Origin of the sequence: Escherichia sp. HH091_1A (assembly GCF_030295175.1) — a bacterium.
In the GTDB taxonomy this organism is placed as follows: domain Bacteria; phylum Pseudomonadota; class Gammaproteobacteria; order Enterobacterales; family Enterobacteriaceae; genus Escherichia; species Escherichia coli_F.
The window spans coordinates 1,237,391-1,262,662 of sequence record NZ_AP025747.1; the positions used below are offsets into that span (position 1 = coordinate 1,237,391).

Genomic DNA, 25,272 nt, shown 5'->3' on the forward strand with positions numbered 1-25,272 from the left:
GCCGAGGCCGTCCGCATTAACGAGGAGATGAAGCATGGCTGACAGTTTTCAGCTGAAGGCGATCATCACTGCCGTGGATAAGGTATCGGCACCGCTGAAGGGAATGCAGCGCCAGCTGAAAGGTTTTAAAAAGGAGTTTGCCAGCCTGTCACTGGGCGCAGCGGGTGCCGGAACCGCAGTACTGGGGGCGCTGGCGCTCCCGGTCAAATCTGCCATTGCCCTTGAATCAAAAATGGCGGATGTCCGGAAAGTGGTGGATGGTCTGGATACGCCGGAAGCGTTTAAGGCAATGACGGAGCAGGTGCGCGACCTGTCAACAGAACTGCCCATGTCGGCGGAAGGTATCGCCGAAATTGTGGCGGCGGGTGGTCAGGCTGGTATCGCCCGTGACGAGCTAATGCAGTTTACTGACGACGCCGTGAAGATGGGCGTGGCCTTTGACACCACGGCAGAAGAATCCGGCCAGATGATGGCACAGTGGCGCACTGCCTTTAAACTGACACAGGGAGAGGTGGCAGGACTTGCGGACAAGATTAACTATCTTGGTAATACCGGTCCTGCGAGTGCGAAAAAGATTTCTGATGTTGTGACCCGTATTGGCCCTTTAGGCAGTGTTGCGGGGGTGGCCTCCGGAGAGATTGCCGCAATGGGGGCAACCATTGCCGGAATGGGGGTGGAATCAGAAATTGCGGCGACGGGGATAAAGAATTTTATGCTGTCGCTGACAGCGGGGAATTCTGCCACCAAATCGCAGAAAAAAGCGCTTCGCCTGTTGCGCATTGACCCGAAAAAACTGGCGGCGGATATGCAGAAAGACGCCCGTGGGGCCATGCTGCACGTACTGGATTCTCTGGCGAAAGTGCCGAAAGAAAAACAGGCTGCTGTGCTTAATGCGCTGTTCGGGAAGGAGTCTCTGGGAGCCATTGCGCCGCTGCTAACGAATCTGGATTTGTTGCGAACCAATTTTAATCGTGTGGCGGATGCGCAGCAGTATGGCGGCTCAATGCAGAAAGAATATGCCGCCCGTGCGGCGACGACGGAAAATCAGTTGTTGCTGCTGCAGAACCAGATCAATGCGATTTCTTCCACGTTGGGGGATACCTTCCTGCCTTCAATCAATGAAGGCATAAAAGAGATGAAGCCTTTTCTGGAAGAAGTGCGCACGTTTGTCAGAGAAAATCCTGAGGTCGTAAAAACCATCGCGAAAACTGGTGCGGCATTACTGACGATGGGCGTGGCGATTGGCACATTGACACGCATAACAAAAATCATGGGTAGCGTGATGAATATGACGCCGGCAAAGGGATTAATTGCGCTTCTCGTCGGTGGCGCATATCTCATAATTGATAACTGGGAAACCGTTGGACCGGTTATTAAAAATGTCTGGGAAGTCATTGATGGCACCGCCCAGGCTATGGGGGGATGGGAAACGATCCTTAAAGCTATCGCCATTTTTATGGCGACAAAGTGGGTCACCGATGTCACTAAATCAATCAGCATTGTGACGAAGGATATGCGCACACTCGGCAAGGTCACTGCCGCTACCGGATTGTTTGGTAAAGGCGGGGGCGTTATCGGAAAAGCCGGTGTATATGGGATGCTGGCTTCTATGATGTGGGAGCCCGTCGAAAATGCACTTGAATCAATTCTGCCTGAGAGCGATGTTAACTGGGCCAGGGATCATGGCATATATCTGGCCTCTGACTGGACCCCGTTTTTTAATCGAAAAAATTATGAGGAATACCAGGCATCCCTTAATCAGCCGCGTCAGTACAAACCGAATGTTCCTTTGCTTAATCCGGCGATATCGTCTGTGGCAGCACGTGGTGAAATCAAAGTCACGTTTGACAATGCGCCACAGGGAATGCGCGTTATCGATTTGCCGAAAACAGGCGATCCCTTTATGAAAATCACCCATGACGTTGGGTATTCACCTTTCAGGCGTTAATAATGGGGTATCAGAATGGATTTTCCTTCCTTACCTTCTTTGTCCTCTTTGTTTTCTTCATCTTCCGGAACGACCTGGCGCGATAATCTTTACGATGCTTCATTTCGTGGCGTTCCGTTTTCGGTGGAAAGCGACGAGGGTTCGTTCGGACGCCGCGTTCAGGTCCATGAATACCCTAACCGTGATAAACCGTACACGGAAGATCTCGGGCGTGCCACGCGACGGCTGACGATTAATGCGTATCTCGTTGGTGATGATTATGCAGAGCAGCGCGATCGGCTGATTACAGCGATTGAAACCGCCGGGCCGGGGACGCTGATCCATCCGCAGTTCGGTGAAATGCAGGGCTGTATTGACGGACAGGTGACCGTTTCTCACTCTAGCACTGAAGGCCGAATGTGCCGGGTTTCATTTCAGTTTGTTGAGAGCGGGGAACTGTCATTTCCGGTCGCCGGAGCCGCAACCGCCAGAAAACTGGAGGAGTCGTCCGGATTCCTGGATGAGCTGATTGAGGACATGTTCGGCGATTTTGATCTCGCGGGTATACCGGACTTTATTCAGAACGACGTTATTGTCCGGGCAACCGATATGCTGGGAACCGTTCAGACGGCTTTCAAAATGGTTAATTCTGCTGTTTCTGCCGGAATGAGGCTGATGCAGGGCGATTTATCCGTCATTCTGATGCCGCCATCGGTTGCCAGTGATTTTGTGCATACGTTGCAGGATACCTGGCGGGCAGGAACCAGACTGGTGGACAACACACAGGATCTGGTGCAGTCCATAACGACAATGTCCGGTATTACGCTGGATCCAGGACTGGCACCGCGTGCGGTGTGGCCCACAGATTCCGCATCGGTTGTCAGGCAAAAACAGCAGACAAATCTGGTGGCTGCAGTCATCCGGACGACGGCAATCAGCGAGGCTGCAAGGGCGGTCACTTCACTGCCGCAACCCGGAAGTCTGGTGAAAAATCAGCAGGCGGTTGTGGCTGTTGGTGGTTCCACTGAACGTCAGTCCGATATCATTCATGTTTCTCATCCGGCACTTGACAGTGTGGCTGCCAGTACAGAGCAGAATGAGACAGCACAACCACCCACGCGGGAAAATCTCACCATCATACGCGAATCGCTGAACGCGGCGATTGAGCAGGAGCTCAGGCGTACGGCGAATGACAGGCTGTTTTTTCAGCTGACGTCATTACGTACAGAACTGAACCGGGATATTCAGGCCCGTCTGGTTCAGACGGAGGAAACCGCAGAGCGAACGCCAGCGGAAGTTCTGCCTGCGCTTGTTCTGGCTGCGTCATGGTACGACGATGCGTCCCGTGAAACTGATATCCTGGATCGAAATGCCATCTCCCATCCGGGCTTTGTTCCGGTCAGGGCATTAAGGGTACCCGTCAGATGAATAATACCGTTTTACTTCGGGTTTCCGGTCGCGAATGGGGCGGCTGGACATCCGTCCGTATCAGTGCGGGCATTAACCGTATTGCCCGGGATTTTAATGTTGCCATTACCACCCGCTGGCCCGGAAGCCGGGATTATCAACCCCGGATAAAAAATGGTGAGCTGGTTGAAGTGCTTATCGGGGATGAGCCAGTTCTCACCGGATATGTGGAGGCACTACCGCTTCGTTATGACGCCAGCAGTGTCAGCATGGGAATTGTCGGGCGAAGCAAAACAGCCGATCTGGTTGACTGCTCTGCTTTGCCACTCCAGCAGAGCGGAAAAAACCTGCTCAGAATAGTCAGTGAACTGGCTGCACCATTTGGCATCACCGTTGTTGATGCTGGCGTGCCGCAGACAGCGGTGATTGATGCCCAGCCGGAACACGGCGAAACCGTTGCTGATTGTCTTAACCGGTTGCTGGGGCAGGTTCAGACGCTGGCTTATGACGATGAATGCGGGCGACTGGTTCTGGGAAAACCCGGAACAGGCAAAGCGGCGACAGCACTGGTGCTGGGAGAGAATATTCTTTCCTGTGACACGGAAAGAAGCATCAGAGAGCGGTTTTCTGAATATCAGGTCAGTGGGCAGCGCCCGGGCAACGACGATGATTTTGGTGAGGCCACCATTGCCGCAATACGTCAGACAATTCAGGACAGTGGCGTGACCCGTTATCGCCCTTTGTTGATTCAGCAGTCAGGTACAGCAACGACAGCAACCTGTAAGGCCCGTTGTGAATTTGAAGCGCGTCAACGGGCTGCGCTTACCCGTGAGACAACATATACGGTTCAGGGCTGGCGGCAGGGCAGTGGCGCGTTATGGCGTCCGGGGTTATCTGTCATCGTTTTCGACCCGCTGAATAATTTTGATAATGATGAACTGGTGATCGCAGAAGTCACCTATAACCAGGACGACCGGGGCACGACGACTGAATTACGGGTTGGCCCGGCAGATGCTTATCTCCCCGAGCCTGTTACCGCCAGGAAGAAAAAAAATGTTGAGGAGGATTTCTGATGAACGGGTTTTCTCTTCGCAATCTGATTTCCCGGGCTGTCATCACGGCGGTGGATTCCGCCAGAAAGTGTCAGTCTGTAGGGTTGAAAATGATAGCCGGAGATCAGAAACAACACGTTGAGCACCTTGAACCTTATGGTTTTACATCTGCCGCACAGAACGGTGCTGAGGGGGTTGCTTTATTCCCGGCGGGCGACCGTTCTCATGGTGTGGTTGTGGTCGTGGCTGACAGACGTTACCGGCTGAAAGGACTGAAACGTGGGGAAGTGGCGCTTTATGACGATCAGGGGCAGTCAGTTGTCCTGACCCGTTCCGGTATTGTGGTGAACGGGGCCGGTAAGCCCATTATTTTTAAAAACGCGTCTAAAGCGCGCTTTGAAATGCCTGTCGAATCCACCGCTGATATTACTGACAATTGCGACAGTGGCGGACTCAGCATGCAGCAAATGCGGCAGACCTACAATGCCCACAAACACACCGAAAATGGTGATGGTGGTGGGATCACTGACACGCCGGACCAACCGATGGGCTGAAAATCATGATGATTAATGTTAACGGGCGATCCGTGTCGACCGGGGCTTCGCTCGACCTTCTGACGCGTGCTGTGATTATTTCGCTTTTTACCTGGCGACGTGCCGGGCGGGATGATGATGCACCGCAGATATTTGGATGGTGGGGGGATACCTGGCCTGCGGTTCAGAATGATCGCACGGGGTCGCGTCTGTATCTGTTGCGACGCAGCAAGTTGACAAATAAAACCCCGCAGCTTGCCAGAGATTATGCCCGTGAGGCGCTGGCGTGGATGGTGGAGGATGGTGCTGCTTCCCGTCTTGATATTAACGCTGTCCGGACCGGGACAGACTCGCTGGCACTTGCCATTACCATTTACCAGCGTGACGGCAATATTCACAACATTATTTTTGATGATATCTGGAGTGAACTGAATGGCTGACAGTCAGTTTTATCGCCCCGGCCTCCCGCAACTTATTTCTATGATCCGGAGCGATTTATTAACCCGCTTTGAGCAGGATACGCTGCTTCGTCGTATGGATGCGGAAGTGTATGCCCGTGTACAGGCTGCAGCCGTACACACGTTATACGGGTATATCGATTATCTTGCCAGAAATCTGTTGCCGGACATGTGTGATGAAGACTGGTTGTACCGGCACGCCAGAATCAAACGTTGCCCGCGAAAAGATGCGGTGGCAGCCCGGGGATTTGTGCGCTGGGATGGCGTAGAGGGGACGCCGGTATTGCCAGCGGGAACGCAGATCCAGCGTGATGATCAGGTGACCTTCACCACGACGGCGACGGTGACCGCAGCCGATGGTCTTCTCCGGGTGCCTGTTGTGGCAGACGAACCGGGATCGGCGGGGAATACGGATGATGGTATTGCCATGCAGCTGGGAACACCCGTCAGTGGTCTGCCGTCCACAGGGTACGCAGACACCATTACAGACGGTGAAGATATTGAAAATCTGGAAATATGGTGTGCCCGCGTTATGGAACGTTATTACTACATTCCACAGGGGGGCGCAGACCCTGATTATGTTATCTGGGCGAAAGAAGTTCAGGGTATTAACCGTGCATGGACTTTCAGACACTGGAAAGGGATTGGAACGGTTGGCGTGATGGTGGCGACAAACGATCCGGAACACCCGGCCCCGGATGAAAGCGTGATTAACGCAGTCAGGGACCACATCCTTCCTCTGGCACCTGTTGCCGGAAGCGGATTGTATGTATTCGGTGCCACAGAAAAAGTCATCCCGATGACGATTGCGTTATCGAAAGACACACCGCAGATCAGGGCGGCAATAAAATCAGAACTGAATGCGCTGATGTTCCGGGATGGTGTGCCGGAAGGGCGCATGTATCTGTCCAGAATCAGCGAGGCTATCAGTTTATCTGCAGGTGAGGTGGCCCATCGACTCATCGACCCTTCATCGGATATTGACCTGGGGGAAACTGAGCTTCTGGTGCTCGGGGAGATCACATGGCAGGCTTATGACCCGGTAAGGAGTAAATAATGGATACGTTACAGGATGATTATACAAAATTGTTGTATGGCCTGATGCCGCCGGGACCTGCATGGTCAGATACCGACGGTGTACTTGACGGTCTGGCACCATCGCTTGTGCGTGTTCACCAGCGGGCTGATGAACTGGTGATTGAAATCGATCCCGGTCAGTCCACAGAGCTGATTGAACGTTATGAAGAATTGTATGGTTTACCTGATTCCTGTTCCCCTGTCGGAACCCAGACATTACGCCAGCGTCAGCAACGTCTTGAAGCAAAAGCCAATGTGGCTGGTGGCATAAATGAGCAGTTCTTCCTGGATCAGCTTGAGGCGCTGGGATATACCGGCGTGACGATCGAACAGTTCCAGAATCTGGATGCAAGCCCCGATCCGGAATGGGGAGATCGCTGGCGTTATTTCTGGCGTGTGACGTTGCCGGTGGATGCCGGTGCTCAGTGGCAGACATGCACAGACGCCTGCAACACACCGATCCGGATGTGGGGGGATACGGTTGCGGAGTGCGTGATTAATAAATTATGTCCGTCACACACCGTCGTTTTATTTTCCTATCCAGACGAGGATGAAGATGCACAGGATTGATACGCTGACAGCGGTAAAAGATAAGTTTGGCCCGGGCAAGAACGGATTTACTGATGGAAATCTTCGCACAGGACGTCTTGCCACCTGGCTGAACAGTGCAATGTGGGATGCCATTCAGGAGGAAATCTGTGGTGTCATTGAGAAGGCCGGGATAGAACTGAATAAAAAAGAACACGATCAGCTATATAAAGCCATATTATTACTGGTGGGTGGTGCAATTAACGAAGAGGCATTGCTGATAAAAAATAACCTTTCGGATGTGGAAGACAAGGATGAGGCTGTTGAAAACCTCGGATTAAAACACACGGTGGACAAGGCAAAAAATGCCGTTCAGCGTGATGGCGACACCATGACCGGGAAACTGATATTGCCTCAGACTTCTGCATTTGGTGTAAATACAGAGAATATACTGGGCGGGAATTCACTTGCGATAGGTGAAGGGCAAACGGGTTTAAAGCAGGTATCAGGCACACTTTCCATATTTGTACAGGGAAATGAAGTTTTTTATCTGGAGGAGGATACCATTACCGCGATGGTGGATATTCTGCTCAATGGCTATTTGTCAGCGGATAAGGTGATGGTAGCCAGTAGCTCTGGCGGCTGGATTGATATGCGTAACCAGAGTGTTTTTCTTGGACGCAATCCGGTAAGCACAAACAGTGCCCAGGCTTTGTTGCGTCAGGATCATGCAGACAGAAAGTATTTCCTGGGGGGGTTGGGGAATAAGCAGTTCGGCATTTACATGATAAATAACAGCCGTTCAGATAATGGTACGGACGGGCAGGCGTATATGGACGAGTCGGGAAACTGGCTATGTGGTCGTCAGATTATCCCGTCAGACTACGGAAACTTCGATTCACGTTACGCAAAAACAGGGGCCAGTATCACTTCTGTAAGGCTGGGGTGAACCGCCCCGGAAATCCTGGAGACTAAACTCCCTGAGAAAGAGGTAAACAGGATGACTAAAAATACTCGTTTTTCCCCCGAAGTCCGTCAGCGGGCGATTCGTATGGTTCTGGAAAGTCAGGATGAATATGACTCACAGTGGGCGGCAATTTGTTCCATTGCCCCAAAGATTGGCTGTACGCCGGAGACTCTGCGTGTCTGGGTTCGCCAGCATGAGCGGGATACCGGGGGCGGTGATGGTGGGCTCACCAGCGCTGAACGTCAGCGTCTGAAAGAGCTGGAACGTGAAAATCGTGAACTGCGCCGCAGTAACGATATCCTTCGCCAGGCTTCCGCTTATTTTGCGAAGGCGGAGTTCGACCGCCTCTGGAAAAAATGATGCCACTGCTGGATAAGCTGCGTGAGCAGTACGGGGTCGGACCGGTATGCAGCGAACTGCATATTGCCCCGTCAACGTATTACCATTGTCAGCAACAGCGACATCATCCGGATAAACGCAGTGCCCGTGCGCAGCACGATGACTGGCTGAAGAGAGAGATACAGCGCGTATACGATGAAAATCATCAGGTGTACGGTGTGCGTAAAGTCTGGCGTCAGTTGTTACGGGAAGGAATCAGGGTGGCCAGATGTACAGTGGCGCGCCTCATGGCGGTTATGGGACTTGCCGGTGTTCTCCGGGGTAAAAAGGTCCGCACTACCGTCAGCCGGAAAACCGTTGCCACAGGTGACCGCGTAAACCGTCAGTTCGTGGCAGAACGTCCTGACCAGCTGTGGGTGGCTGATTTTACTTACGTCAGCACATGGCAGGGCTTCGTCTATGTGGCGTTTATCATTGATGTGTTTGCCGGATACATCGTGGGGTGGCGGGTCTCATCGTCTATGGAAACGACATTCGTGCTGGATGCGCTGGAGCAGGCGTTGTGGGCCCGTCGTCCGTCTGGCACCATCCATCACAGCGATAAAGGCTCTCAGTATGTGTCACTGGCCTATACGGAGCGACTAAAAGAAGCCGGATTACTGGCATCAACAGGGAGTACAGGCGACTCGTATGACAACGCGATGGCTGAGAGCATCAATGGTCTTTACAAAGCGGAGGTAATACACCGTAAGAGCTGGAAAAACCGTGCAGAAGTGGAACTGGCCACACTAACGTGGGTGGACTGGTATAACAATCGACGATTGCTGGGAAGGCTGGGCCATACTCCTCCGGCAGAAGCAGAAAAAGCTTATTATGCTTCCATCGGAAACAATGATCTGGCAGCCTGAGTTCACAGATAAAACACTCTCCAGGAAACCCGGGGCGGTTCAGGGGTCAAGACAAAGCTACTCCCCCGCAGGTAACTGGTATACCTGGACGCAGGACCTTGGTAGCGGAAACGTCATGACCGGGATAATCGTTCAGGATACTGGCGACAATTCTGCAGATAACATTGGTGGTATTTATTACCGGACCATTCAGTATTGTGTGAATGGTACCTGGATGAATGTATCGTCGATATGAATTCGCGTAAAAGAACGGTAAACACCATGATAAACATTAAAAACTTCAGAGAATACACACCGGAAAATCCACCAGTAGCGTGGGCGTTATATCTCATCAGTGAGGATGGTCAGGACTGGTACGAATGCCAGAAACAGTTTGCGACGAATACATACAAAATCATGTATGACAGTAATAACATTGTCCGCAGCATTACAACCGATGTTTCTGCGCTCTGTCCACTTAATGCAAGTGTTACCGAACTGGATGTACTTCCTGATGGTGTGAATATTGATGGTGGATGGTATTACCAGGACGGCGAAGTGCTGCCTGTGCCAGTGGATTATGTGGCCAAAGCAGAGGCAGAACGTCAGCGTCTGCTGATGACGGCACAGGATATCACATCCGGTTGGGCTACCGACCTGGCGCTGGGCATTCTCAGTGATGAAGAAAAAGAAAAACTGAAAGTCTGGCGTATTTACGCAAAGGAATTGCAGGCGATGGATTTCAGCACTATTACTGATAAAGCCTCATATAACGCCATTGAGTGGCCCGTCTCTCCGGAAACCTCTTCCTGATTTAATTTATCGCGAGAAAAACTATGTCTGTAGTGATATCAGGTGCGTTGACTGATGGCGCAGGCATCCCCATGTCCGGATGCCACATAATTCTGAAATCCCGTGTGAACACCTCAGAGGTGGTGATGCGCACAGTTGCCGACGTGGTGACAGGAAACTGTGGCGAGTACTGTTTTAAGGCGCAGGCCGGAAAATATTGCGTGTATCTGAAGCAGGACTGGCGCGATGAGTACTATGTTGGCGACATTACTGTATACGATGACTCAAAGCCCGGCACACTGAATGATTTTCTGACCGCCCCCGATGAAGGCGACCTCAAACCTGATGTAGTGAAACGCTTTGAGGAAATGGTGGCGCAGGCGCAGCAGAGCGCCGAAGCCACCACTACCGCCCGTGATGATGCGGAACGTCTTGCGGGTGAGGCAGAAAACAGCGCACAGACATCAGGCTCTGCGCGGGATGAATCGGTTGATGCTGCTGAACGAGCCCGTCAGCACAAGGAAGCTGCGTCCTCAGCAGCAACCAGTGCCGGGCAGTCAGCAAATGTTGCGCTGGGCCATGAAAATAACGCTGCCGAATATGCCCGGCAGGCCAGAATCAGTCAGGAAGCGAGCGCAGACAATGCGCAGGAAGCGAAACAGTACAGGGATGAGGCACAGCAGATAGTTGATGACCTGAATGCAACAAATGCCAGCACGACAGAAAAAGGACTGGTGCAACTGTGTAGTGACACGGATAACGACAGCGAGGAACTGGCTGCCACGCCAAAGGCTGTCAAAACCGTCATGGAGGAGACGAAAACAAAAGCGCCACTGGACAGCCCGGCTTTCACCGGCACCCCAACCACCCCAACCCCACCGGATGATGCCGCCGGTCTGGAAGCAGCGAACGCAGCGTTTGTGCGCAAACTGCTTGCTGCGCTGGTTGGCTCATCACCGGAAGTTCTGGACACCCTGAACGAGCTGGCAGCGGCGCTGGGTAATGACCCGAACTTTGCGACCTCAATGATGAATGCGCTGGCAGGCAAACAACCGCTTAATGACGTCTTAACGGCAATCAGCGCACTGACGCAACGGGCAGATAATCTTCTGTACTTCAATACAGACGGGAATGCCTCACTGTCTCTGCTGTCAGAGAAGGGCCGCGCATTACTGGCGCATGACACGGCTGAAGCCATGCGCACGGAGCTTGAGCTGAACGCGGCTGCGACGATGGAACCCCAGAGTGATATCCGTGACCGCACACCGGGCAGGCTGGCCCTGTCCGGGATGTATGGGTTTGGACAGGCATTCACCAGCACTGACGCTCTGGCGTTTGAGGGGCTGTCTGATTTCGTTGAGTGGTTGAAGAAAGTCACGCCGGGGCGGTATGCGGTCAGTATTACAGACTCCTCGCAACTGCTTACCGGTACCACGCAATTTAACGGCATTATTGATGTGATGTGGTCACCGTACGCCAACAGTGAATCCGACACAGTCCGCAAATTTAAAACCCTGATGTGCTACAACCAGTATTATCAGGGTGAACACTGTATTCACTATATGCAGTACCGGTACAACGACAGCGATAACAGCTGGAACATGTCATCGCGGGTAGTTGTATACGACGGAGATTCACTGGCGTACCTGCTGTCCAGGATGGCGGGCTCAGGCTCATATTATAAATACCCGGCCGTTGGTGTGCCGATTATGGCGGCATATCAGGGGGAGAGTTTTGGTGCAGATGCGTCTCTGGGGCTCGGTGATATTGTGCCGGGTTCCCGTCTTGGCCCTCTGGCTATGAGTGCACGGGTTAGCGATACAGGGACATACGCATCCTCACCGCAGGTTGTGATTGGCGGTGCTGGTGAATACAACTTCCCCGGTCGTTACACGGCGCTTTCGGGGACCCGCATTAGTCACGATACAACGCGTGGCTATATCGGTCTTTTTGTACGCATTGAGTAATAAGGAAATAAGACATGAAAATCAGAGCGGTGAAAGGCATCAGAAACGCGCATTATCTTGAAAATGGTGCGGTTGACTGCGAGGTGTTATTTGAAGGTGAAACGGAGTTCGTCCTGTATACCGCCATACAGGATGATATGGCCCCGACAGGCCAGCATGTCTGGCAGGAGCTGCAAAGCGGGAAATGGGGCGAAATCGCCCCGTTTACCGTCACGCCGGAACTTATTGCAGCGGCAAAGGATGCCAAAAGGCGGGAAATTGAGGCATGGCGCGACAGTCAGGAAAACGTTGAGTTTATTTTCACGTTTGATGACCGTCGTTTTGATGGCGGAAAAACCTCGCAGTCACGCCTTGCCCCCGTGGTTGCAACAGCACAGGCCGGACTGCTTCCGGAGGGTTTTTTCTGGACTGATGCGGATAATAACAACGTCGTACTGACCAGGGAGAAACTTATTGCGCTGAACGATGCCATGATGGCGGCCATGGTGACGGAGGGCTTTAAAATCCACGAACGTCAGCGGGAGATGAAAGAGGAGCTGAGTAGCCTCGAGGATTTACACTCAATCAGGAAGTTGCTCGTTAACTCAGAAAAAATTTGAGATACCAAAGACATCAAAGAGGTGCTGGCGGGAAAATATCGCAGATATTAAAAACTGAAAATATACCAATTGGTATACCAAGTTTATACCAAGAACCCAAAAAGCAAAGGGGCTACCATTTGGTAACCCCTTGATTATTTGGCGGAAGCGCAGAGATTCGAACTCTGGAACCCTTTCGGGTCGCCGGTTTTCAAGACCGGTGCCTTCAACCGCTCGGCCACACTTCCGGAATGACGCGCACTATAAACATCCCGATGCGGCGTGTAAACCCCTAATTTGTTTGTTTGACTGAAAAACAGCCAAAAGTGCATTGATAGCGTGAAATAACAGCAGATTGATCATTTCATCACCATGAATTCCTTCTCTTTTACTCGTTTAGCAACCGGCTAAACATCCCCACCGCCCGGCAAAAAGAAAAATAGGTCCATTTTTATCGCTAAAAGACAAATCCACACAGTTTGTATTGTTTTGTGCAAAAGTTTCACTACGCTTTATTAACAATACTTTCTGGCGACGTGCGCCAGTGCAGAAGGATGAGCTTTCGTTTTCAGCATCTCACGTGAAGCGATGGTTTGCCTTGCTACAGGGACGTCGCTTGCCGACCATAAGCGCCCGGTGTCCTGCCGGTGTCGCAAGGAGAAGAGACGTGCGATATGAATAACGAGGAAACATTTTACCAGGCCATGCGGCGTCAGGGTGTTACCCGACGCAGCTTTCTCAAATATTGCAGTCTGGCTGCCACGTCGCTGGGATTAGGCGCGGGAATGGCACCAAAGATTGCCTGGGCGCTGGAGAACAAACCGCGCATTCCGGTGGTATGGATCCACGGTCTGGAATGTACCTGCTGTACCGAATCTTTTATCCGCTCCGCTCACCCACTGGCGAAGGACGTCATCCTTTCCCTGATTTCCCTCGATTACGACGATACCCTGATGGCTGCTGCCGGAACCCAGGCGGAAGAAGTCTTTGAAGACATCATCACGCAATACAATGGCAAATATATCCTCGCAGTAGAAGGTAATCCGCCGCTGGGCGAGCAGGGGATGTTCTGTATCAGCAGCGGTCGACCGTTTATTGAGAAACTCAAACGTGCCGCCGCCGGAGCCAGTGCGATTATCGCCTGGGGAACCTGCGCGTCTTGGGGCTGCGTGCAGGCCGCGCGGCCCAATCCGACGCAGGCAACGCCTATCGACAAAGTCATCACCGACAAACCCATTATCAAAGTACCTGGCTGCCCGCCGATCCCGGATGTGATGAGCGCCATCATTACTTACATGGTGACGTTTGATCGTCTGCCGGATGTCGACAGAATGGGCCGTCCATTGATGTTCTATGGTCAGCGTATTCACGATAAATGTTATCGCCGCGCTCACTTTGACGCCGGAGAGTTCGTCCAGAGTTGGGATGATGACGCTGCCCGCAAAGGTTACTGCCTGTACAAAATGGGCTGCAAAGGGCCTACCACCTATAACGCCTGTTCCTCCACACGCTGGAATGATGGCGTTTCTTTCCCAATCCAGTCTGGTCACGGCTGCCTGGGCTGTGCGGAAAATGGTTTCTGGGATCGCGGTTCGTTCTACAGTCGCGTAGTCGATATTCCACAAATGGGTACCCATTCCACCGCTGATACCGTCGGCTTAACCGCGCTTGGCGTGGTGGCTGCGGCTGTTGGTGTACATGCGGTCGCCAGCGCCGTTGATCAGCGCAGACGTCATAACCAGCAACCTACAGAAACCGAACAACAGCCAGGCAATGAGGATAAACAGGCATGAGCACTCAGTACGAAACTCAGGGATACACCATCAACAATGCCGGACGCCGCCTGGTGGTCGACCCGATTACGCGCATTGAAGGCCACATGCGCTGTGAAGTGAATATTAACGATCAGAATGTGATCACCAATGCCGTCTCCTGCGGCACCATGTTTCGCGGGCTGGAGATCATTCTGCAAGGGCGCGACCCGCGCGATGCGTGGGCATTCGTGGAACGTATCTGCGGCGTCTGTACCGGCGTACACGCTCTGGCTTCGGTCTATGCCATCGAAGATGCTATCGGAATTAAAGTGCCGGACAACGCTAATATCATCCGCAACATTATGCTGGCGACGCTCTGGTGCCATGACCATCTGGTGCACTTTTATCAGCTTGCCGGGATGGACTGGATCGATGTGTTAGATGCGCTGAAAGCCGATCCGCGGAAAACCTCCGAACTGGCGCAAAGTCTCTCCTCATGGCCGAAATCATCACCTGGCTATTTCTTCGACGTACAAAACCGCCTGAAGAAATTCGTTGAAGGCGGCCAGTTGGGGATCTTCCGTAACGGTTACTGGGGGCACCCGCAGTACAAACTGCCGCCAGAAGCCAACCTGATGGGCTTTGCTCACTATCTTGAAGCTCTCGATTTCCAGCGTGAAATTGTCAAAATCCACGCGGTCTTTGGTGGTAAAAACCCACATCCAAACTGGATTGTTGGCGGGATGCCGTGCGCTATCAACATTGACGAAAGTGGCGCGGTCGGGGCGGTCAATATGGAGCGCCTGAATCTGGTGCAGTCGATCATTACCCGCACGGCGGATTTCATTAATAACGTGATGATCCCCGACGCTTTAGCCATCGGTCAGTTCAACAAACCGTGGAGCGAAATCGGCACTGGTCTTTCTGATAAATGTGTCCTCAGTTACGGGGCGTTCCCGGATATTGCCAACGACTTTGGCGAGAAAAGTCTGCTGATGCCTGGCGGCGCGGTGATTAACGGCGACTTCAACAATGTGCTGCCAGTGGATTTAGTCGATCCGCAGCAGGTGCAGGAATTTGTCGATCACGCCTGGTATCGTTATCCCAACGATCAGGTCGGGCGCCATCCGTTCGATGGCATTACTGACCCGTGGTACAACCCTGGCGATGTCAAAGGCAGCGACACCAACATTCAGCAACTGAATGAACAGGAACGCTACTCGTGGATCAAAGCGCCACGCTGGCGTGGCCATGCGATGGAAGTGGGGCCGTTGGCACGTACATTGATCGCTTATCACAAGGGCGATGCTGCGACCGTTGAGTCAGTTGATCGCATGATGTCGGCGCTGAACCTGCCGCTTTCCGGCATCCAGTCGACTTTGGGCCGCATTTTGTGCCGCGCGCACGAAGCGCAGTGGGCCGCAAGCAAGTTGCAATACTTCTTCGACAAGTTGATGACCAACCTTAAAAACGGCAATCTCGCCACCGCCTCCACTGAAAAATGGGAACCTGCAACCTGGCCGACAGAGTGCCATGGTGTCGGTTTTACCGAAGCGCCGCGCGGAGCGCTAGGCCACTGGGCCGCCATTCGTGACGGCAAGATTGATCTCTACCAGTGTGTGGTGCCGACCACCTGGAACGCCAGCCCGCGCGATCCCAAAGGGCAGATTGGCGCTTATGAAGCGGCTCTGATGAACACCAAAATGGCGATCCCCGAGCAACCGCTGGAGATCCTTCGTACTCTGCACAGCTTTGACCCGTGCCTCGCCTGTTCAACTCATGTGCTAGGTGACGACGGTAGCGAGCTGATCTCCGTGCAGGTGCGTTAACAGCGAAGGAGAATCATCATGCAACAGAAAAGCGACAACGTTGTCAGTCACTATGTCTTTGAAGCACCCGTGCGAATATGGCACTGGCTGACGGTGTTATGCATGGCGGTGTTGATGGTCACCGGTTACTTTATTGGCAAGCCGCTGCCTTCGGTCAGCGGTGAGGCGACGTATCTGTTTTATATGGGCTACATCAGGTTAATTCACTTCAGCGCCGGGATGGTTTTTACCGTGGTCTTGCTGATGCGGATCTACTGGGCTTTTGTCGGCAATCGCTACTCCCGCGAGCTGTTTATCGTGCCGGTATGGCGTAAAAGCTGGTGGCAGGGCGTGTGGTATGAAATCCGCTGGTATCTGTTTCTGGCAAAACGTCCGAGTGCCGATATAGGCCATAACCCCATCGCTCAGGCGGCAATGTTCGGCTATTTCCTGATGTCGGTATTTATGATCGTCACCGGCTTTGCGCTGTACAGCGAACATAGTCAGTACGCTATTTTTGCGCCGTTCCGTTATGTGGTGGAATTTTTCTACTGGACGGGCGGCAACTCAATGGACATTCACAGCTGGCATCGGCTGGGGATGTGGCTGATTGGCGCGTTTGTTATCGGTCATGTCTACATGGCGCTGCGTGAAGACATCATGTCCGACGACACAGTGATCTCCACCATGGTCAACGGCTACCGTAGCCACAAATTTGGCAAAATAAGTAACAAGGAGCGTTCATGAGCGAGCAACGCGTGGTGGTAATGGGGCTGGGCAATCTGCTGTGGGCCGATGAAGGCTTCGGCGTGCGGGTGGCGGAACGGTTGTATGCCCATTACCACTGGCCCGATGAAGTCGAGATTGTTGATGGCGGCACTCAGGGACTGAACTTGCTGGGGTATGTCGAAAGCGCCAGCCACTTGCTGATTCTCGACGCCATTGATTACGGGCTGGAACCCGGAACGCTACGAACGTATGCCGGAGAACGCATTCCGGCCTATCTCAGCGCGAAGAAAATGAGCCTGCACCAGAACAGTTTCTCCGAAGTACTGGCGCTGGCAGATATCCGCGGAAATCTGCCAGCACATATTGCCCTCGTCGGTCTGCAACCCGCGATGCTCGACGACTACGGCGGTAGCCTGAGCGAACTGGCTCGGGAGCAACTGCCCGCCGCGGAACAGGGGGCGCTGGCGCAACTGGCTGCGTGGGGAATTGAGCCGCAACCGGCTAATGAATCGCGCTGTCTCAATTATGACTGTCTGTCGATGGAAAACTACGAAGGCGTTCGCTTGCGCCAGTACCGGATGACGCTGGAGGAGCAGGAATGAGCAACGACACGCCATTTGATGCGTTGTGGCAACGTATGCTGGCGCGCGGCTGGACGCCGATCAGTGAATCCCGTCTTGACGACTGGCTTACGCAAGCGCCAGACGGTGTGGTGTTATTAAGCAGTGACCCGAAACGCACGCCAGAGGTCAGCGATAATCCGGTAATGATTGGCGAATTACTGCGCGAGTTTCCTGATTATACATGGCAGGTAGCGATTGCCGACCTTGAGCAAAGCGAAGCCATCGGTGATCGTTTTGGCGTATTTCGTTTTCCCGCCACACTGGTTTTTACCGGTGGTAGCTATCGCGGCGTGCTGAATGGTATTCACCCGTGGGCGGAACTGATAAACCTGATGCGCGGGCTTATTGAACCGCAACAGGAGCGTGCCTCATGAGCGAAACTTTTTTCCATCTACTGGGGCCCGGAACGCAGCCTGATGATGATAGTTTTAGCATGAATCCACTGCCGATTACCTGTCAGGTGAATGATGAACCGAGCATGGCTGCCCTGGAACAGTGTGTGCATAGCCCGCAGGTGATTGCGCTGTTAAACGAGTTGCAACATCAACTAAGCGAGCGCCAGCCGCCGCTGGGCGAGGTGCTGGCAGTCGATCTGTTCAATCTCAACGCCGACGATCGTCACTTTATCAATACGCTTCTCGGGGAAGGGGAAGTGTCAGTGCGCATTCAGCAGGCTGATGGTAGTGAAAGTGAAATTCAGGAGGCGATCTTCTGCGGATTATGGCGGGTTCGCAGACGTCGCGGTGAACAGTTGCTGGAGGACAAACTGGAGGCTGGCTGCGCGCCGCTGGCATTGTGGCAGGCGGCAACGCAAAACGTCTTGCCGACAGATTCGCTGTTACCGCCGCCCATTGATGGCCTGATGAATGGCCTACCGTTGGCTCATGAATTACTAGCACATGTACGTAATCCTGACGCGCAGCCGCACAGCATTAATCTGACGCAATTACCTATCAGCGAGGCTGATCGGCTTTTTCTCTCACGTCTCTGTGGGCCGGGAAATATTCAGATTCGCACCATTGGCTACGGCGAGAGCTATATCAACGCGACCGGCCTGCGGCATGTCTGGCATTTACGCTGTACGGACACCTTAAAAGGCCCGTTACTTGAGAGTTATGAAATCTGCCCAATACCGGAAGTGGTGCTGGCAGCGCCAGAAGATTTGGTCGACTCTGCGCAGCGGCTTAGTGAGGTATGTCAGTGGCTGGCGGAAGGTGCACCGACGTAAAAAGACGGTAAGTATCGCTTTCAGGCTTATGAATATCGCAATCGGCGAATACCTCTGGTCGTAGAGTTTCAGGATAAAGAGGGAGATCTACCATTAACGGGTTATTTTTCTCTCTTCGCCTACAGGAGTGCGCATGTGGGATGTCATTGATTTATCGCGCTGGCAGTTTGCTCTGACCGCGCTGTATCACTTTTTATTTGTACCCCTTACCCTGGGGCTGATTTTTTTGCTGGCTATCATGGAAACCATTTACGTGGTCACCGGCAAAACAATCTACCGCGATATGACGCGCTTCTGGGGTAAGCTCTTCGGTATCAACTTTGCTCTTGGCGTGGCTACCGGCCTGACGATGGAGTTTCAGTTTGGTACTAACTGGTCATTCTATTCCAACTATGTGGGCGATATTTTTGGCGCACCGCTGGCGATGGAAGCATTAATGGCCTTCTTCCTCGAATCCACCTTTGTCGGGCTGTTCTTCTTCGGCTGGCAACGGCTGAATAAATACCAGCACCTGCTGGTGACGTGGCTGGTGGCGTTCGGTTCAAATCTCTCTGCGTTGTGGATATTGAATGCCAACGGTTGGATGCAATACCCGACCGGTGCGCATTTTGATATCGACACCCTTCGTATGGAAATGACCAGCTTCAGCGAGCTGGTCTTTAACCCGGTCAGCCAGGTGAAATTTGTGCACACCGTAATGGCGGGCTACGTGACCGGGGCCATGTTTATTATGGCGATCAGCGCCTGGTATTTACTGCGCGGACGGGAGCGCGATGTTGCATTACGCTCGTTTGCCATCGGTTCCGTCTTCGGTACTCTGGCGATTATCGGTACGCTGCAACTCGGAGACAGTTCTGCGTATGAAGTCGCGCAAGTACAACCGGTAAAACTGGCGGCAATGGAAGGGGAGTGGCAAACGGAACCTGCACCTGCACCGTTCCATGTAGTTGCCTGGCCGGAACAGGATCAAGAGCGTAACGCCTTTGCCATCAAAATTCCTGCGCTGCTAGGGATCCTCGCCACTCACTCATTAGATAAACCCGTGCCGGGTCTGAAGAATTTGATGGCTGAAACCTACCCACGCTTGCAACGCGGACGTATGGCCTGGCTGTTAATGCAGGAAATATCGCAAGGCAATCGTGAGTCGCATGTGTTGCAGGCATTCCGGGAGCTGGAAGGCGACCTTGGTTACGGCATGTTGCTCTCCCGCTATGCGCCGGATATGAACCATGTCACAGCTGCACAGTACCAGGCGGCGATGCGTGGCGCGATACCTCAGGTTGCGCCGGTATTCTGGAGTTTCCGCATCATGGTGGGCTGTGGTTCTCTGCTGCTACTGGTGATGCTGATTGCGCTTGTCCAGACGCTGCGTGGCAAAATCGATCAGCATCGCTGGGTACTGAAAATGGCGCTCTGGAGTTTGCCGCTGCCGTGGATTGCGATTGAAGCCGGGTGGTTTATGACCGAGTTTGGTCGTCAGCCGTGGGCGATACAGGACATCTTACCGACATACTCCGCGCACTCCGCTTTAACCACAGGACAACTGGCTTTCTCACTGATCATGATCGTAGGGCTTTACACCCTGTTCTTAATCGCCGAAGTCTACCTGATGCAGAAATATGCCCGTCTGGGGCCGAGCGCGATGCAGAGTGAACAACCGACGCAGCAACAGGGGTAAAGGAGAAAATCATGTTTGATTATGAAACATTGCGCTTCATCTGGTGGCTGCTGATTGGCGTGATCCTGGTGGTCTTTATGATCTCCGATGGATTTGACATGGGGATCGGCTGTCTGCTGCCGCTGGTGGCGCGTAATGATGATGAACGCCGGATAGTGATAAACAGCGTTGGCGCGCACTGGGAAGGCAATCAGGTCTGGTTAATCCTCGCAGGTGGGGCATTATTTGCCGCCTGGCCCAGAGTGTATGCAGCGGCGTTTTCCGGCTTTTATGTGGCGATGATTCTGGTGCTGTGCTCGCTGTTCTTCCGCCCGCTGGCCTTTGATTATCGCGGAAAAATCGCCGATGCACGTTGGCGTAAAATGTGGGATGCCGGACTGGTCATCGGCAGTCTGGTGCCGCCGGTAGTCTTCGGTATTGCCTTCGGCAACCTGCTGCTCGGCGTGCCGTTTGCCTTCACACCGCAATTACGCGTGGAATATCTCGGCAGTTTTTGGCAACTGCTGACGCCATTCCCTTTATTGTGCGGATTGCTCAGCCTTGGGATGGTGATTTTGCAAGGTGGCGTCTGGTTACAACTAAAAACTGTTGGTGTGATTCATCTGCGTTCACAGCTGGCGACCAAACGCGCCGCACTGCTGGTGATGCTGTGCTTTTTGCTGGCGGGTTACTGGCTGTGGGTCGGTATTGATGGCTTTGTACTGCTCGCCCAGGATGCTAACGGTCCTTCCAATCCGTTAATGAAACTGGTGGCAGTGCTACCTGGTGCCTGGATGAATAATTTTGTCGAATCGCCCGTTTTGTGGATCTTCCCGCTGCTGGGGTTCTTCTGCCCATTGCTGACGGTGATGGCGATTTATCGTGGTCGCCCGGGTTGGGGATTTTTGATGGCATCATTGATGCAATTTGGCGTGATTTTCACGGCAGGTATTACGCTGTTTCCTTTTGTCATGCCGTCAAGCGTGAGTCCAATCTCCAGCCTGACGTTGTGGGACAGCACTTCCAGTCAGCTGACGCTGAGCATTATGTTGGTAATCGTGCTGATATTTTTGCCCATTGTGTTGCTCTACACTCTCTGGAGCTACTACAAAATGTGGGGGCGCATGACGACAGAAACTCTCCGCCGTAACGAAAACGAGTTGTACTAAGGAGCAGGAACAATGTGGTATTTACTTTGGTTCGTTGGCATTTTGTTGATGTGTTCGCTCTCCACCCTTGTGTTGGTATGGCTGGACCCGCGTCTGAAAAGTTAACGAACGTAAGCCTGATGAGGCGCATTAGCGTCGCATCAGGCAATCAATAATGTCGGATATGAAAAGCGGAAACATATCGATGAAAGCGATCTTGATCCCATTCTTATCTCTTCTGATTCCGTTCACCCCGCAATCTGCATTCGCTCAGAGTGAGCCGGAGCTGAAGCTGGAAAGTGTGGTGATTGTCAGTCGTCATGGTGTGCGTGCCCCAACCAAGGCCACGCAACTGATGCAGGATGTCACCCCAGACGCATGGCCAACATGGCCGGTAAAACTGGGGTGGCTGACACCGCGCGGTGGTGAGCTAATCGCTTATCTCGGACATTACCAACGCCAGCGTCTGGTGGCTGACGGATTGCTGGCGAAAAAGGGGTGCCCGCAGCCTGGTCAGGTCGCGATTATTGCTGATGTCGACGAGCGTACCCGTAAAACAGGCGAAGCCTTCGCCGCCGGGCTGGCACCTGACTGTGCAATAACCGTACATACCCAGGCAGATACGTCCAGTCCCGATCCGTTATTTAATCCTCTAAAAACTGGCATTTGCCAACTGGATAACGCGAACGTGACTGACGCGATCCTCAGCAGGGCAGGAGGGTCAATTGCTGACTTTACCGGGCATCGGCAAACGGCGTTTCGCGAACTGGAACAGGTGCTTAATTTCCCACAATCAAACTTGTGCCTTAACCGTGAGAAACAGGACGAAAGCTGTTCATTAACGCAGGTATTGCCATCGGAACTCAAGGTGAGCGCCGACAATGTCTCATTAACCGGTGCGGTAAGCCTGGCGTCAATGCTGACGGAGATATTTCTCCTGCAACAAGCACAGGGAATGCCGGAGTCGGGGTGGGGAAGGATCACCGATTCACACCAGTGGAACACCTTGCTAAGCCTGCATAACGCGCAGTTTTATTTGCTACAACGCACGCCAGAGGTTGCCCGCAGTCGTGCCACCCCGTTGTTGGATTTGATCATGACAGCGTTGATGCCCCATCCACCGCAAAAACAGGTGTATGGTGTGACATTACCCACTTCAGTGCTGTTTATCGCCGGACACGATACTAATCTGGCAAATCTCGGCGGCGCACTGGAGCTCAACTGGACGCTTCCCGGTCAGCCGGATAACACACCGCCAGGGGGTGAACTGGTGTTTGAACGCTGGCGTAGGCTAAGTGATAACAGCCATTGGATTCAGGTTTCGCTGGTCTTCCAGACTTTACAGCAGATGCGTGATAAAACGCCGCTATCATTAAATACGCCGCCCGGAGAGGTGAAACTGACCCTGGCAGGATGTGAAGAGCGAAACGCGCAGGGCATGTGTTCGTTGGCCGGTTTTACGCAAATCGTGAATGAAGCACGCATACCGGCGTGCAGTTTGTAATGCATAAAAAAAGAGCATTCAGTTACCTGAATGCTCTGAAGCTGATGACAAACGAAGAACTGTCTGATGCGTAGGCCGGAAAAGGCGTTCACGCCGCATCCGGCCACCTTACCTTCAGTTTTACTCTTTCTCGGAGTAACTATAACCGTAATAGTTATAGCCGTAACTGTATGCGGTGCTGGCGCGTTTAATCACACCATTGAGGATTGCGCCTTTAATATTAACGCCAGCCTGTTCCAGACGCTGCATTGACAAGCTCACCTCTTTGGCGGTGTTCAAGCCAAAACGCGCAACCAGCAGGCTGGTGCCGACAGAGCGCCCCACGACCGCAGCATCGCTCACCGCCAGCATCGGCGGCGTATCGACAATCACCAGATCGTAATGGTCGTTCGCCCATTCCAGTAATTGACGCATCCGATCGCGCATCAGCAGTTCAGACGGGTTAGGTGGCACCTGACCGCGAGTAATCACATCAAAGCCTCCTTTGCCAAAATGCTGGATCACTTTGTTGAGCTCATCTTTCCCTGCCAGATATTCCGACAAGCCATGTTCATTACTCACGGTAAACAGGTTATGCGAATAACCACGACGTAAGTCGGCATCAATAAATAACACTTTTTGATCGGACTGGGCGATCACCGCCGCCAGAGTTGAACTGACGAACGTTTTACCACTGTCTGGCGTCGCACCGGTGATCATCAGAATGTTATTCTCTGTCTCCATCATAGCGAAGTGCAGACTGGTTCGTAGCGCACGTACGGCTTCCACAGCAGAATCCGCCGGGTTATCCACCGCCAGGAAGGGGATATTTTTAGTACGATGGCGCTGCTGATTAGAAAATAAATTTTTCTTACGCAGACGGGTACGCTTATCCAGCCACTCGGACATCGGGATAGTGGCATAAACGCTGATGCCGTGCTCTTCCAGTTGTTCCGGTGCTTCTACACCACGACGCAACATCGCACGCGCCAGCACGGCACCCACCGAAATAAACAGGCCAAGAATAAAACCAAGCACCACATTCAACGCTTTTTTCGGTTTCACTGGCTGCGGCTGAGTGACTGCCGGGTCGATAATCCGCACGTTACCAATCGCACTGGATTTCGAAATACTCAACTCCTGCTGGCGGTTAAGTAATTGCAGATATACCGCACGGCCCGCTTCTACGTCACGGCTTAAACGCAATACTTCCTGTTGAGTGGAAGGCATTGCCGATACCCGCTTATTCAGGCGTTTGCGTTCTTGCTCCAGCGTCTGGCGTTTTTCCAGCAGCGCACGATAAGTTGGGTGATCTTTCTTATACAGCTGGGAGATCTCGGCCTCGCGGAAGGTCAGCTCATTGAGTTGATTATCAACGTTAACAATCTGCTCAAGAACGGCTTTGGCTTCCAGGTTAAGGTCAACCGAATCGCGCTGCTGGCGATAAACGTTGAGTTTTTCTTCCGCCTGGTCCAGCTCGCTGCGCACTTCTGGCAACTGGCGCTGTAAGAATTCAAGGCTTTGTGAATCCTGCGCCGCCTGGCGAGCGATATTCTGTTGCAAATAGTTGTTAGCGATGCTGTTCAGAATACGAGTAATCAACTGGGGATCATCACCGGTCATGGTAAGTTCCAGCATCCCGCTTTCTTTACTGCGTTCGCTAACGGTAAAGGTTTCCTGCAACGCGTTAATCGCTTCCAGTTCGGTACGCTGGCTCAGGACAAACTGCGTTCCTGGTTTGGCCTTAATGTCCGCGATAGTCAGAGCAACGCCGTCTTTTTCCAGACGCTGGCCGACCATACCATTGACGGTGAACCCTTCACCTTCCAGCGTATAGTGGCCGTTTTCCCCAACTGTGAGTGTCAGTTGTTGATCCTGGCCATTCAGTTGTGGAATGTGCATCCAACTGATCGCCAGCTCACCTGGTTTCTCTTTGGTTAATCTCGCCCAGCCGCGACCCACAATCGGAAAATACTTTTGCTCAACTATATCGCGCAGATTCAGTTCAGCAATGGTTTTACCGAGAATCATGCGCGATTGCAGCAGTTGGATCTCCGGTGCTGACTCGGGCGATGAGTTAGGGATCATATCGCTCAGGCCGCTGAGAATGGCGTTGCCCTGTTTCTGCTCAACCTGGACCAGAGTATCTGCCTGATAAATTGGCGTGCTTAACAGCGAGTAAGCGACAGCGATCAGCGTGAATAACGCAGTCACGCTGATAATAAACTTACGGTGATCCCATAACTCGCCGACCAGACGAAGCAGATCGATCTCATTCTCCTGAGTGCTGCCTGGTGGCGTATTCATATTTTTAGTTGTCATCGTATTTT

Annotated in this window: 24 protein-coding genes, 1 tRNA gene and 1 other annotated feature; of the genes, 23 read left to right on the plus strand and 2 right to left on the minus strand. The window is 52.8% G+C overall.

Annotated features, from left to right (window positions below; genetic code table 11):
* Positions 1 to 34 precede the first annotated feature (34 nt).
* The 13 genes from QUF14_RS05990 to QUF14_RS06050 all read left to right on the plus strand — a co-directional run bounded on the left by QUF14_RS05990 (position 35) and on the right by QUF14_RS06050 (position 12,533).
* Positions 35 to 1,948 (plus strand): phage tail tape measure protein, encoded by a 1,914-nt coding sequence (locus QUF14_RS05990; RefSeq protein ID WP_075843146.1) that lies wholly within the window; start codon positions 35 to 37, stop codon positions 1,946 to 1,948.
* Between the two features lie 15 nt (positions 1,949 to 1,963).
* Positions 1,964 to 3,355 (plus strand): DNA circularization protein, encoded by a 1,392-nt coding sequence (locus tag QUF14_RS05995; protein ID WP_075843145.1) that lies wholly within the window; start codon positions 1,964 to 1,966, stop codon positions 3,353 to 3,355.
* Entirely contained in the window at positions 3,352 to 4,407 is a 1,056-nt protein-coding gene (locus tag QUF14_RS06000) for a phage baseplate assembly protein (RefSeq protein ID WP_001066645.1), read from the plus strand. The genes QUF14_RS05995 and QUF14_RS06000 overlap by 4 nt, the downstream gene beginning before the upstream one ends.
* Positions 4,407 to 4,940 carry a phage baseplate assembly protein V gene (locus QUF14_RS06005; protein WP_075843144.1) on the plus strand — a complete coding sequence of 178 codons (534 nt, stop codon included), beginning with the start codon at positions 4,407 to 4,409 and terminating at the stop codon, positions 4,938 to 4,940. The genes QUF14_RS06000 and QUF14_RS06005 overlap by 1 nt, the downstream gene beginning before the upstream one ends.
* 5 nt (positions 4,941 to 4,945) lie before the next feature.
* Complete coding sequence (locus tag QUF14_RS06010; RefSeq protein WP_057697897.1) at positions 4,946 to 5,359, plus strand: phage GP46 family protein; 414 nt, start codon at positions 4,946 to 4,948, stop codon at positions 5,357 to 5,359.
* Positions 5,352 to 6,434 (plus strand): baseplate J/gp47 family protein, encoded by a 1,083-nt coding sequence (locus tag QUF14_RS06015; RefSeq protein WP_100733973.1) that lies wholly within the window; start codon positions 5,352 to 5,354, stop codon positions 6,432 to 6,434. The genes QUF14_RS06010 and QUF14_RS06015 overlap by 8 nt, the downstream gene beginning before the upstream one ends.
* Positions 6,434 to 7,024: a YmfQ family protein gene (locus tag QUF14_RS06020; protein ID WP_075843142.1), complete on the plus strand. Its 591-nt coding sequence runs from the start codon at positions 6,434 to 6,436 to the stop codon at positions 7,022 to 7,024. The genes QUF14_RS06015 and QUF14_RS06020 overlap by 1 nt, the downstream gene beginning before the upstream one ends.
* Positions 7,011 to 7,931 carry a phage tail protein gene (locus tag QUF14_RS06025; protein ID WP_434057357.1) on the plus strand — a complete coding sequence of 307 codons (921 nt, stop codon included), beginning with the start codon at positions 7,011 to 7,013 and terminating at the stop codon, positions 7,929 to 7,931. Before QUF14_RS06020 ends, QUF14_RS06025 begins: the two co-directional genes overlap by 14 nt.
* A gap of 51 nt (positions 7,932 to 7,982) precedes the next feature.
* Positions 7,983 to 9,196 (plus strand): IS3 family transposase gene (locus QUF14_RS06030; protein WP_371829233.1). Its coding sequence is split into 2 segments (ribosomal slippage): positions 7,983 to 8,271 and positions 8,271 to 9,196, totalling 1,215 coding nucleotides; the frame shifts between segments, so codons are not numbered across the junction.
* Positions 8,264 to 8,380: a sequence feature (AL1L pseudoknot), on the plus strand. It overlaps the preceding gene by 117 nt.
* The gene (locus QUF14_RS06035) at positions 9,180 to 9,431 is read left to right on the plus strand and encodes a hypothetical protein (RefSeq protein WP_286333485.1); all 252 of its coding nucleotides are present in this window, start codon (positions 9,180 to 9,182) and stop codon (positions 9,429 to 9,431) included. Before QUF14_RS06030 ends, QUF14_RS06035 begins: the two co-directional genes overlap by 17 nt.
* Before the next feature lie 26 nt (positions 9,432 to 9,457).
* Positions 9,458 to 9,988, plus strand: coding sequence for a tail fiber assembly protein (locus QUF14_RS06040; protein ID WP_215260606.1), 531 nt, complete (start codon positions 9,458 to 9,460; stop codon positions 9,986 to 9,988).
* Positions 9,989 to 10,011: 23 nt separating this feature from the next.
* The gene (locus QUF14_RS06045) at positions 10,012 to 11,934 is read left to right on the plus strand and encodes a prophage tail fiber N-terminal domain-containing protein (RefSeq protein WP_100733703.1); all 1,923 of its coding nucleotides are present in this window, start codon (positions 10,012 to 10,014) and stop codon (positions 11,932 to 11,934) included.
* Between the two features lie 14 nt (positions 11,935 to 11,948).
* A complete protein-coding gene (locus QUF14_RS06050; RefSeq protein WP_100733702.1) occupies positions 11,949 to 12,533 on the plus strand; it encodes a DUF4376 domain-containing protein in 585 nt (194 codons plus the stop codon).
* Positions 12,534 to 12,672: 139 nt separating this feature from the next.
* Here the strand turns inward: QUF14_RS06050 and QUF14_RS06055 are convergent.
* Positions 12,673 to 12,760: transfer RNA gene (locus QUF14_RS06055), tRNA-Ser, on the minus strand.
* A gap of 426 nt (positions 12,761 to 13,186) precedes the next feature.
* Here QUF14_RS06055 and hyaA point away from each other — a divergent pair.
* The 10 genes from hyaA to appA all read left to right on the plus strand — a co-directional run bounded on the left by hyaA (position 13,187) and on the right by appA (position 22,963).
* Positions 13,187 to 14,305 (plus strand): hydrogenase 1 small subunit, encoded by a 1,119-nt coding sequence (hyaA, locus tag QUF14_RS06060; protein ID WP_001353311.1) that lies wholly within the window; start codon positions 13,187 to 13,189, stop codon positions 14,303 to 14,305.
* A complete protein-coding gene (gene hyaB, locus QUF14_RS06065; RefSeq protein ID WP_000107375.1) occupies positions 14,302 to 16,095 on the plus strand; it encodes a Ni/Fe-hydrogenase large subunit in 1,794 nt (597 codons plus the stop codon). The genes hyaA and hyaB overlap by 4 nt, the downstream gene beginning before the upstream one ends.
* 18 nt (positions 16,096 to 16,113) lie before the next feature.
* The gene (gene hyaC / locus QUF14_RS06070; RefSeq protein ID WP_001186429.1) at positions 16,114 to 16,821 is read left to right on the plus strand and encodes a Ni/Fe-hydrogenase b-type cytochrome subunit; all 708 of its coding nucleotides are present in this window, start codon (positions 16,114 to 16,116) and stop codon (positions 16,819 to 16,821) included.
* Positions 16,818 to 17,405, plus strand: coding sequence for a hydrogenase 1 maturation protease (hyaD, locus tag QUF14_RS06075; RefSeq protein ID WP_000003634.1), 588 nt, complete (start codon positions 16,818 to 16,820; stop codon positions 17,403 to 17,405). Before hyaC ends, hyaD begins: the two co-directional genes overlap by 4 nt.
* Complete coding sequence (gene hyaE, locus QUF14_RS06080; RefSeq protein WP_000063962.1) at positions 17,402 to 17,800, plus strand: hydrogenase-1 operon protein HyaE; 399 nt, start codon at positions 17,402 to 17,404, stop codon at positions 17,798 to 17,800. Before hyaD ends, hyaE begins: the two co-directional genes overlap by 4 nt.
* Entirely contained in the window at positions 17,797 to 18,654 is an 858-nt protein-coding gene (locus QUF14_RS06085; RefSeq protein ID WP_000004882.1) for a hydrogenase expression/formation protein, read from the plus strand. Before hyaE ends, QUF14_RS06085 begins: the two co-directional genes overlap by 4 nt.
* A gap of 133 nt (positions 18,655 to 18,787) precedes the next feature.
* Positions 18,788 to 20,332, plus strand: coding sequence for a cytochrome bd-II oxidase subunit 1 (appC, locus tag QUF14_RS06090; protein ID WP_000263567.1), 1,545 nt, complete (start codon positions 18,788 to 18,790; stop codon positions 20,330 to 20,332).
* 11 nt (positions 20,333 to 20,343) lie between these two features.
* On the plus strand, positions 20,344 to 21,480 hold the full coding sequence (gene appB, locus QUF14_RS06095; RefSeq protein ID WP_000460803.1) for a cytochrome d ubiquinol oxidase subunit II: 1,137 nt from the start codon (positions 20,344 to 20,346) through the stop codon (positions 21,478 to 21,480).
* A gap of 12 nt (positions 21,481 to 21,492) precedes the next feature.
* Positions 21,493 to 21,585, plus strand: a complete 93-nt coding sequence (cbdX, locus tag QUF14_RS06100) for a cytochrome bd-II oxidase subunit CbdX (protein WP_000270305.1) — start codon at positions 21,493 to 21,495, stop codon at positions 21,583 to 21,585.
* A gap of 79 nt (positions 21,586 to 21,664) precedes the next feature.
* Positions 21,665 to 22,963: a bifunctional acid phosphatase/4-phytase gene (appA, locus tag QUF14_RS06105; RefSeq protein ID WP_100733704.1), complete on the plus strand. Its 1,299-nt coding sequence runs from the start codon at positions 21,665 to 21,667 to the stop codon at positions 22,961 to 22,963.
* A 120-nt stretch (positions 22,964 to 23,083) separates the two neighbouring features.
* Here appA and etk read toward each other — a convergent pair whose 3' ends face one another.
* Complete coding sequence (gene etk / locus QUF14_RS06110; RefSeq protein WP_000208659.1) at positions 23,084 to 25,264, minus strand: tyrosine-protein kinase; 2,181 nt, start codon at positions 25,262 to 25,264, stop codon at positions 23,084 to 23,086.
* Positions 25,265 to 25,272 lie beyond the last annotated feature (8 nt).

Excerpts from the sequence above, each read along its gene's own strand:
- QUF14_RS05990 (WP_075843146.1), top strand. The coding sequence starts at position 35 with ATGGCTGACAGTTTTCAGCTGAAGGCGATCATCACTGCCGTGGATAAG.
- QUF14_RS05995 (WP_075843145.1), top strand. The coding sequence starts at position 1,964 with ATGGATTTTCCTTCCTTACCTTCTTTGTCCTCTTTGTTTTCTTCATCT.
- QUF14_RS06000 (WP_001066645.1), top strand. The coding sequence starts at position 3,352 with ATGAATAATACCGTTTTACTTCGGGTTTCCGGTCGCGAATGGGGCGGC.
- QUF14_RS06005 (WP_075843144.1), top strand. The coding sequence starts at position 4,407 with ATGAACGGGTTTTCTCTTCGCAATCTGATTTCCCGGGCTGTCATCACG.
- QUF14_RS06010 (WP_057697897.1), top strand. The coding sequence starts at position 4,946 with ATGATGATTAATGTTAACGGGCGATCCGTGTCGACCGGGGCTTCGCTC.
- QUF14_RS06015 (WP_100733973.1), top strand. The coding sequence starts at position 5,352 with ATGGCTGACAGTCAGTTTTATCGCCCCGGCCTCCCGCAACTTATTTCT.
- QUF14_RS06020 (WP_075843142.1), top strand. The coding sequence starts at position 6,434 with ATGGATACGTTACAGGATGATTATACAAAATTGTTGTATGGCCTGATG.
- QUF14_RS06025 (WP_434057357.1), top strand. The coding sequence starts at position 7,011 with ATGCACAGGATTGATACGCTGACAGCGGTAAAAGATAAGTTTGGCCCG.
- QUF14_RS06035 (WP_286333485.1), top strand. The coding sequence starts at position 9,180 with ATGATCTGGCAGCCTGAGTTCACAGATAAAACACTCTCCAGGAAACCC.
- QUF14_RS06040 (WP_215260606.1), top strand. The coding sequence starts at position 9,458 with ATGATAAACATTAAAAACTTCAGAGAATACACACCGGAAAATCCACCA.
- QUF14_RS06045 (WP_100733703.1), top strand. The coding sequence starts at position 10,012 with ATGTCTGTAGTGATATCAGGTGCGTTGACTGATGGCGCAGGCATCCCC.
- QUF14_RS06050 (WP_100733702.1), top strand. The coding sequence starts at position 11,949 with ATGAAAATCAGAGCGGTGAAAGGCATCAGAAACGCGCATTATCTTGAA.
- hyaA (WP_001353311.1), top strand. The coding sequence starts at position 13,187 with ATGAATAACGAGGAAACATTTTACCAGGCCATGCGGCGTCAGGGTGTT.
- hyaB (WP_000107375.1), top strand. The coding sequence starts at position 14,302 with ATGAGCACTCAGTACGAAACTCAGGGATACACCATCAACAATGCCGGA.
- hyaC (WP_001186429.1), top strand. The coding sequence starts at position 16,114 with ATGCAACAGAAAAGCGACAACGTTGTCAGTCACTATGTCTTTGAAGCA.
- hyaD (WP_000003634.1), top strand. The coding sequence starts at position 16,818 with ATGAGCGAGCAACGCGTGGTGGTAATGGGGCTGGGCAATCTGCTGTGG.
- hyaE (WP_000063962.1), top strand. The coding sequence starts at position 17,402 with ATGAGCAACGACACGCCATTTGATGCGTTGTGGCAACGTATGCTGGCG.
- QUF14_RS06085 (WP_000004882.1), top strand. The coding sequence starts at position 17,797 with ATGAGCGAAACTTTTTTCCATCTACTGGGGCCCGGAACGCAGCCTGAT.
- appC (WP_000263567.1), top strand. The coding sequence starts at position 18,788 with ATGTGGGATGTCATTGATTTATCGCGCTGGCAGTTTGCTCTGACCGCG.
- appB (WP_000460803.1), top strand. The coding sequence starts at position 20,344 with ATGTTTGATTATGAAACATTGCGCTTCATCTGGTGGCTGCTGATTGGC.
- cbdX (WP_000270305.1), top strand. The coding sequence starts at position 21,493 with ATGTGGTATTTACTTTGGTTCGTTGGCATTTTGTTGATGTGTTCGCTC.
- appA (WP_100733704.1), top strand. The coding sequence starts at position 21,665 with ATGAAAGCGATCTTGATCCCATTCTTATCTCTTCTGATTCCGTTCACC.
- etk (WP_000208659.1), bottom strand. The coding sequence starts at position 25,264 with ATGACAACTAAAAATATGAATACGCCACCAGGCAGCACTCAGGAGAAT.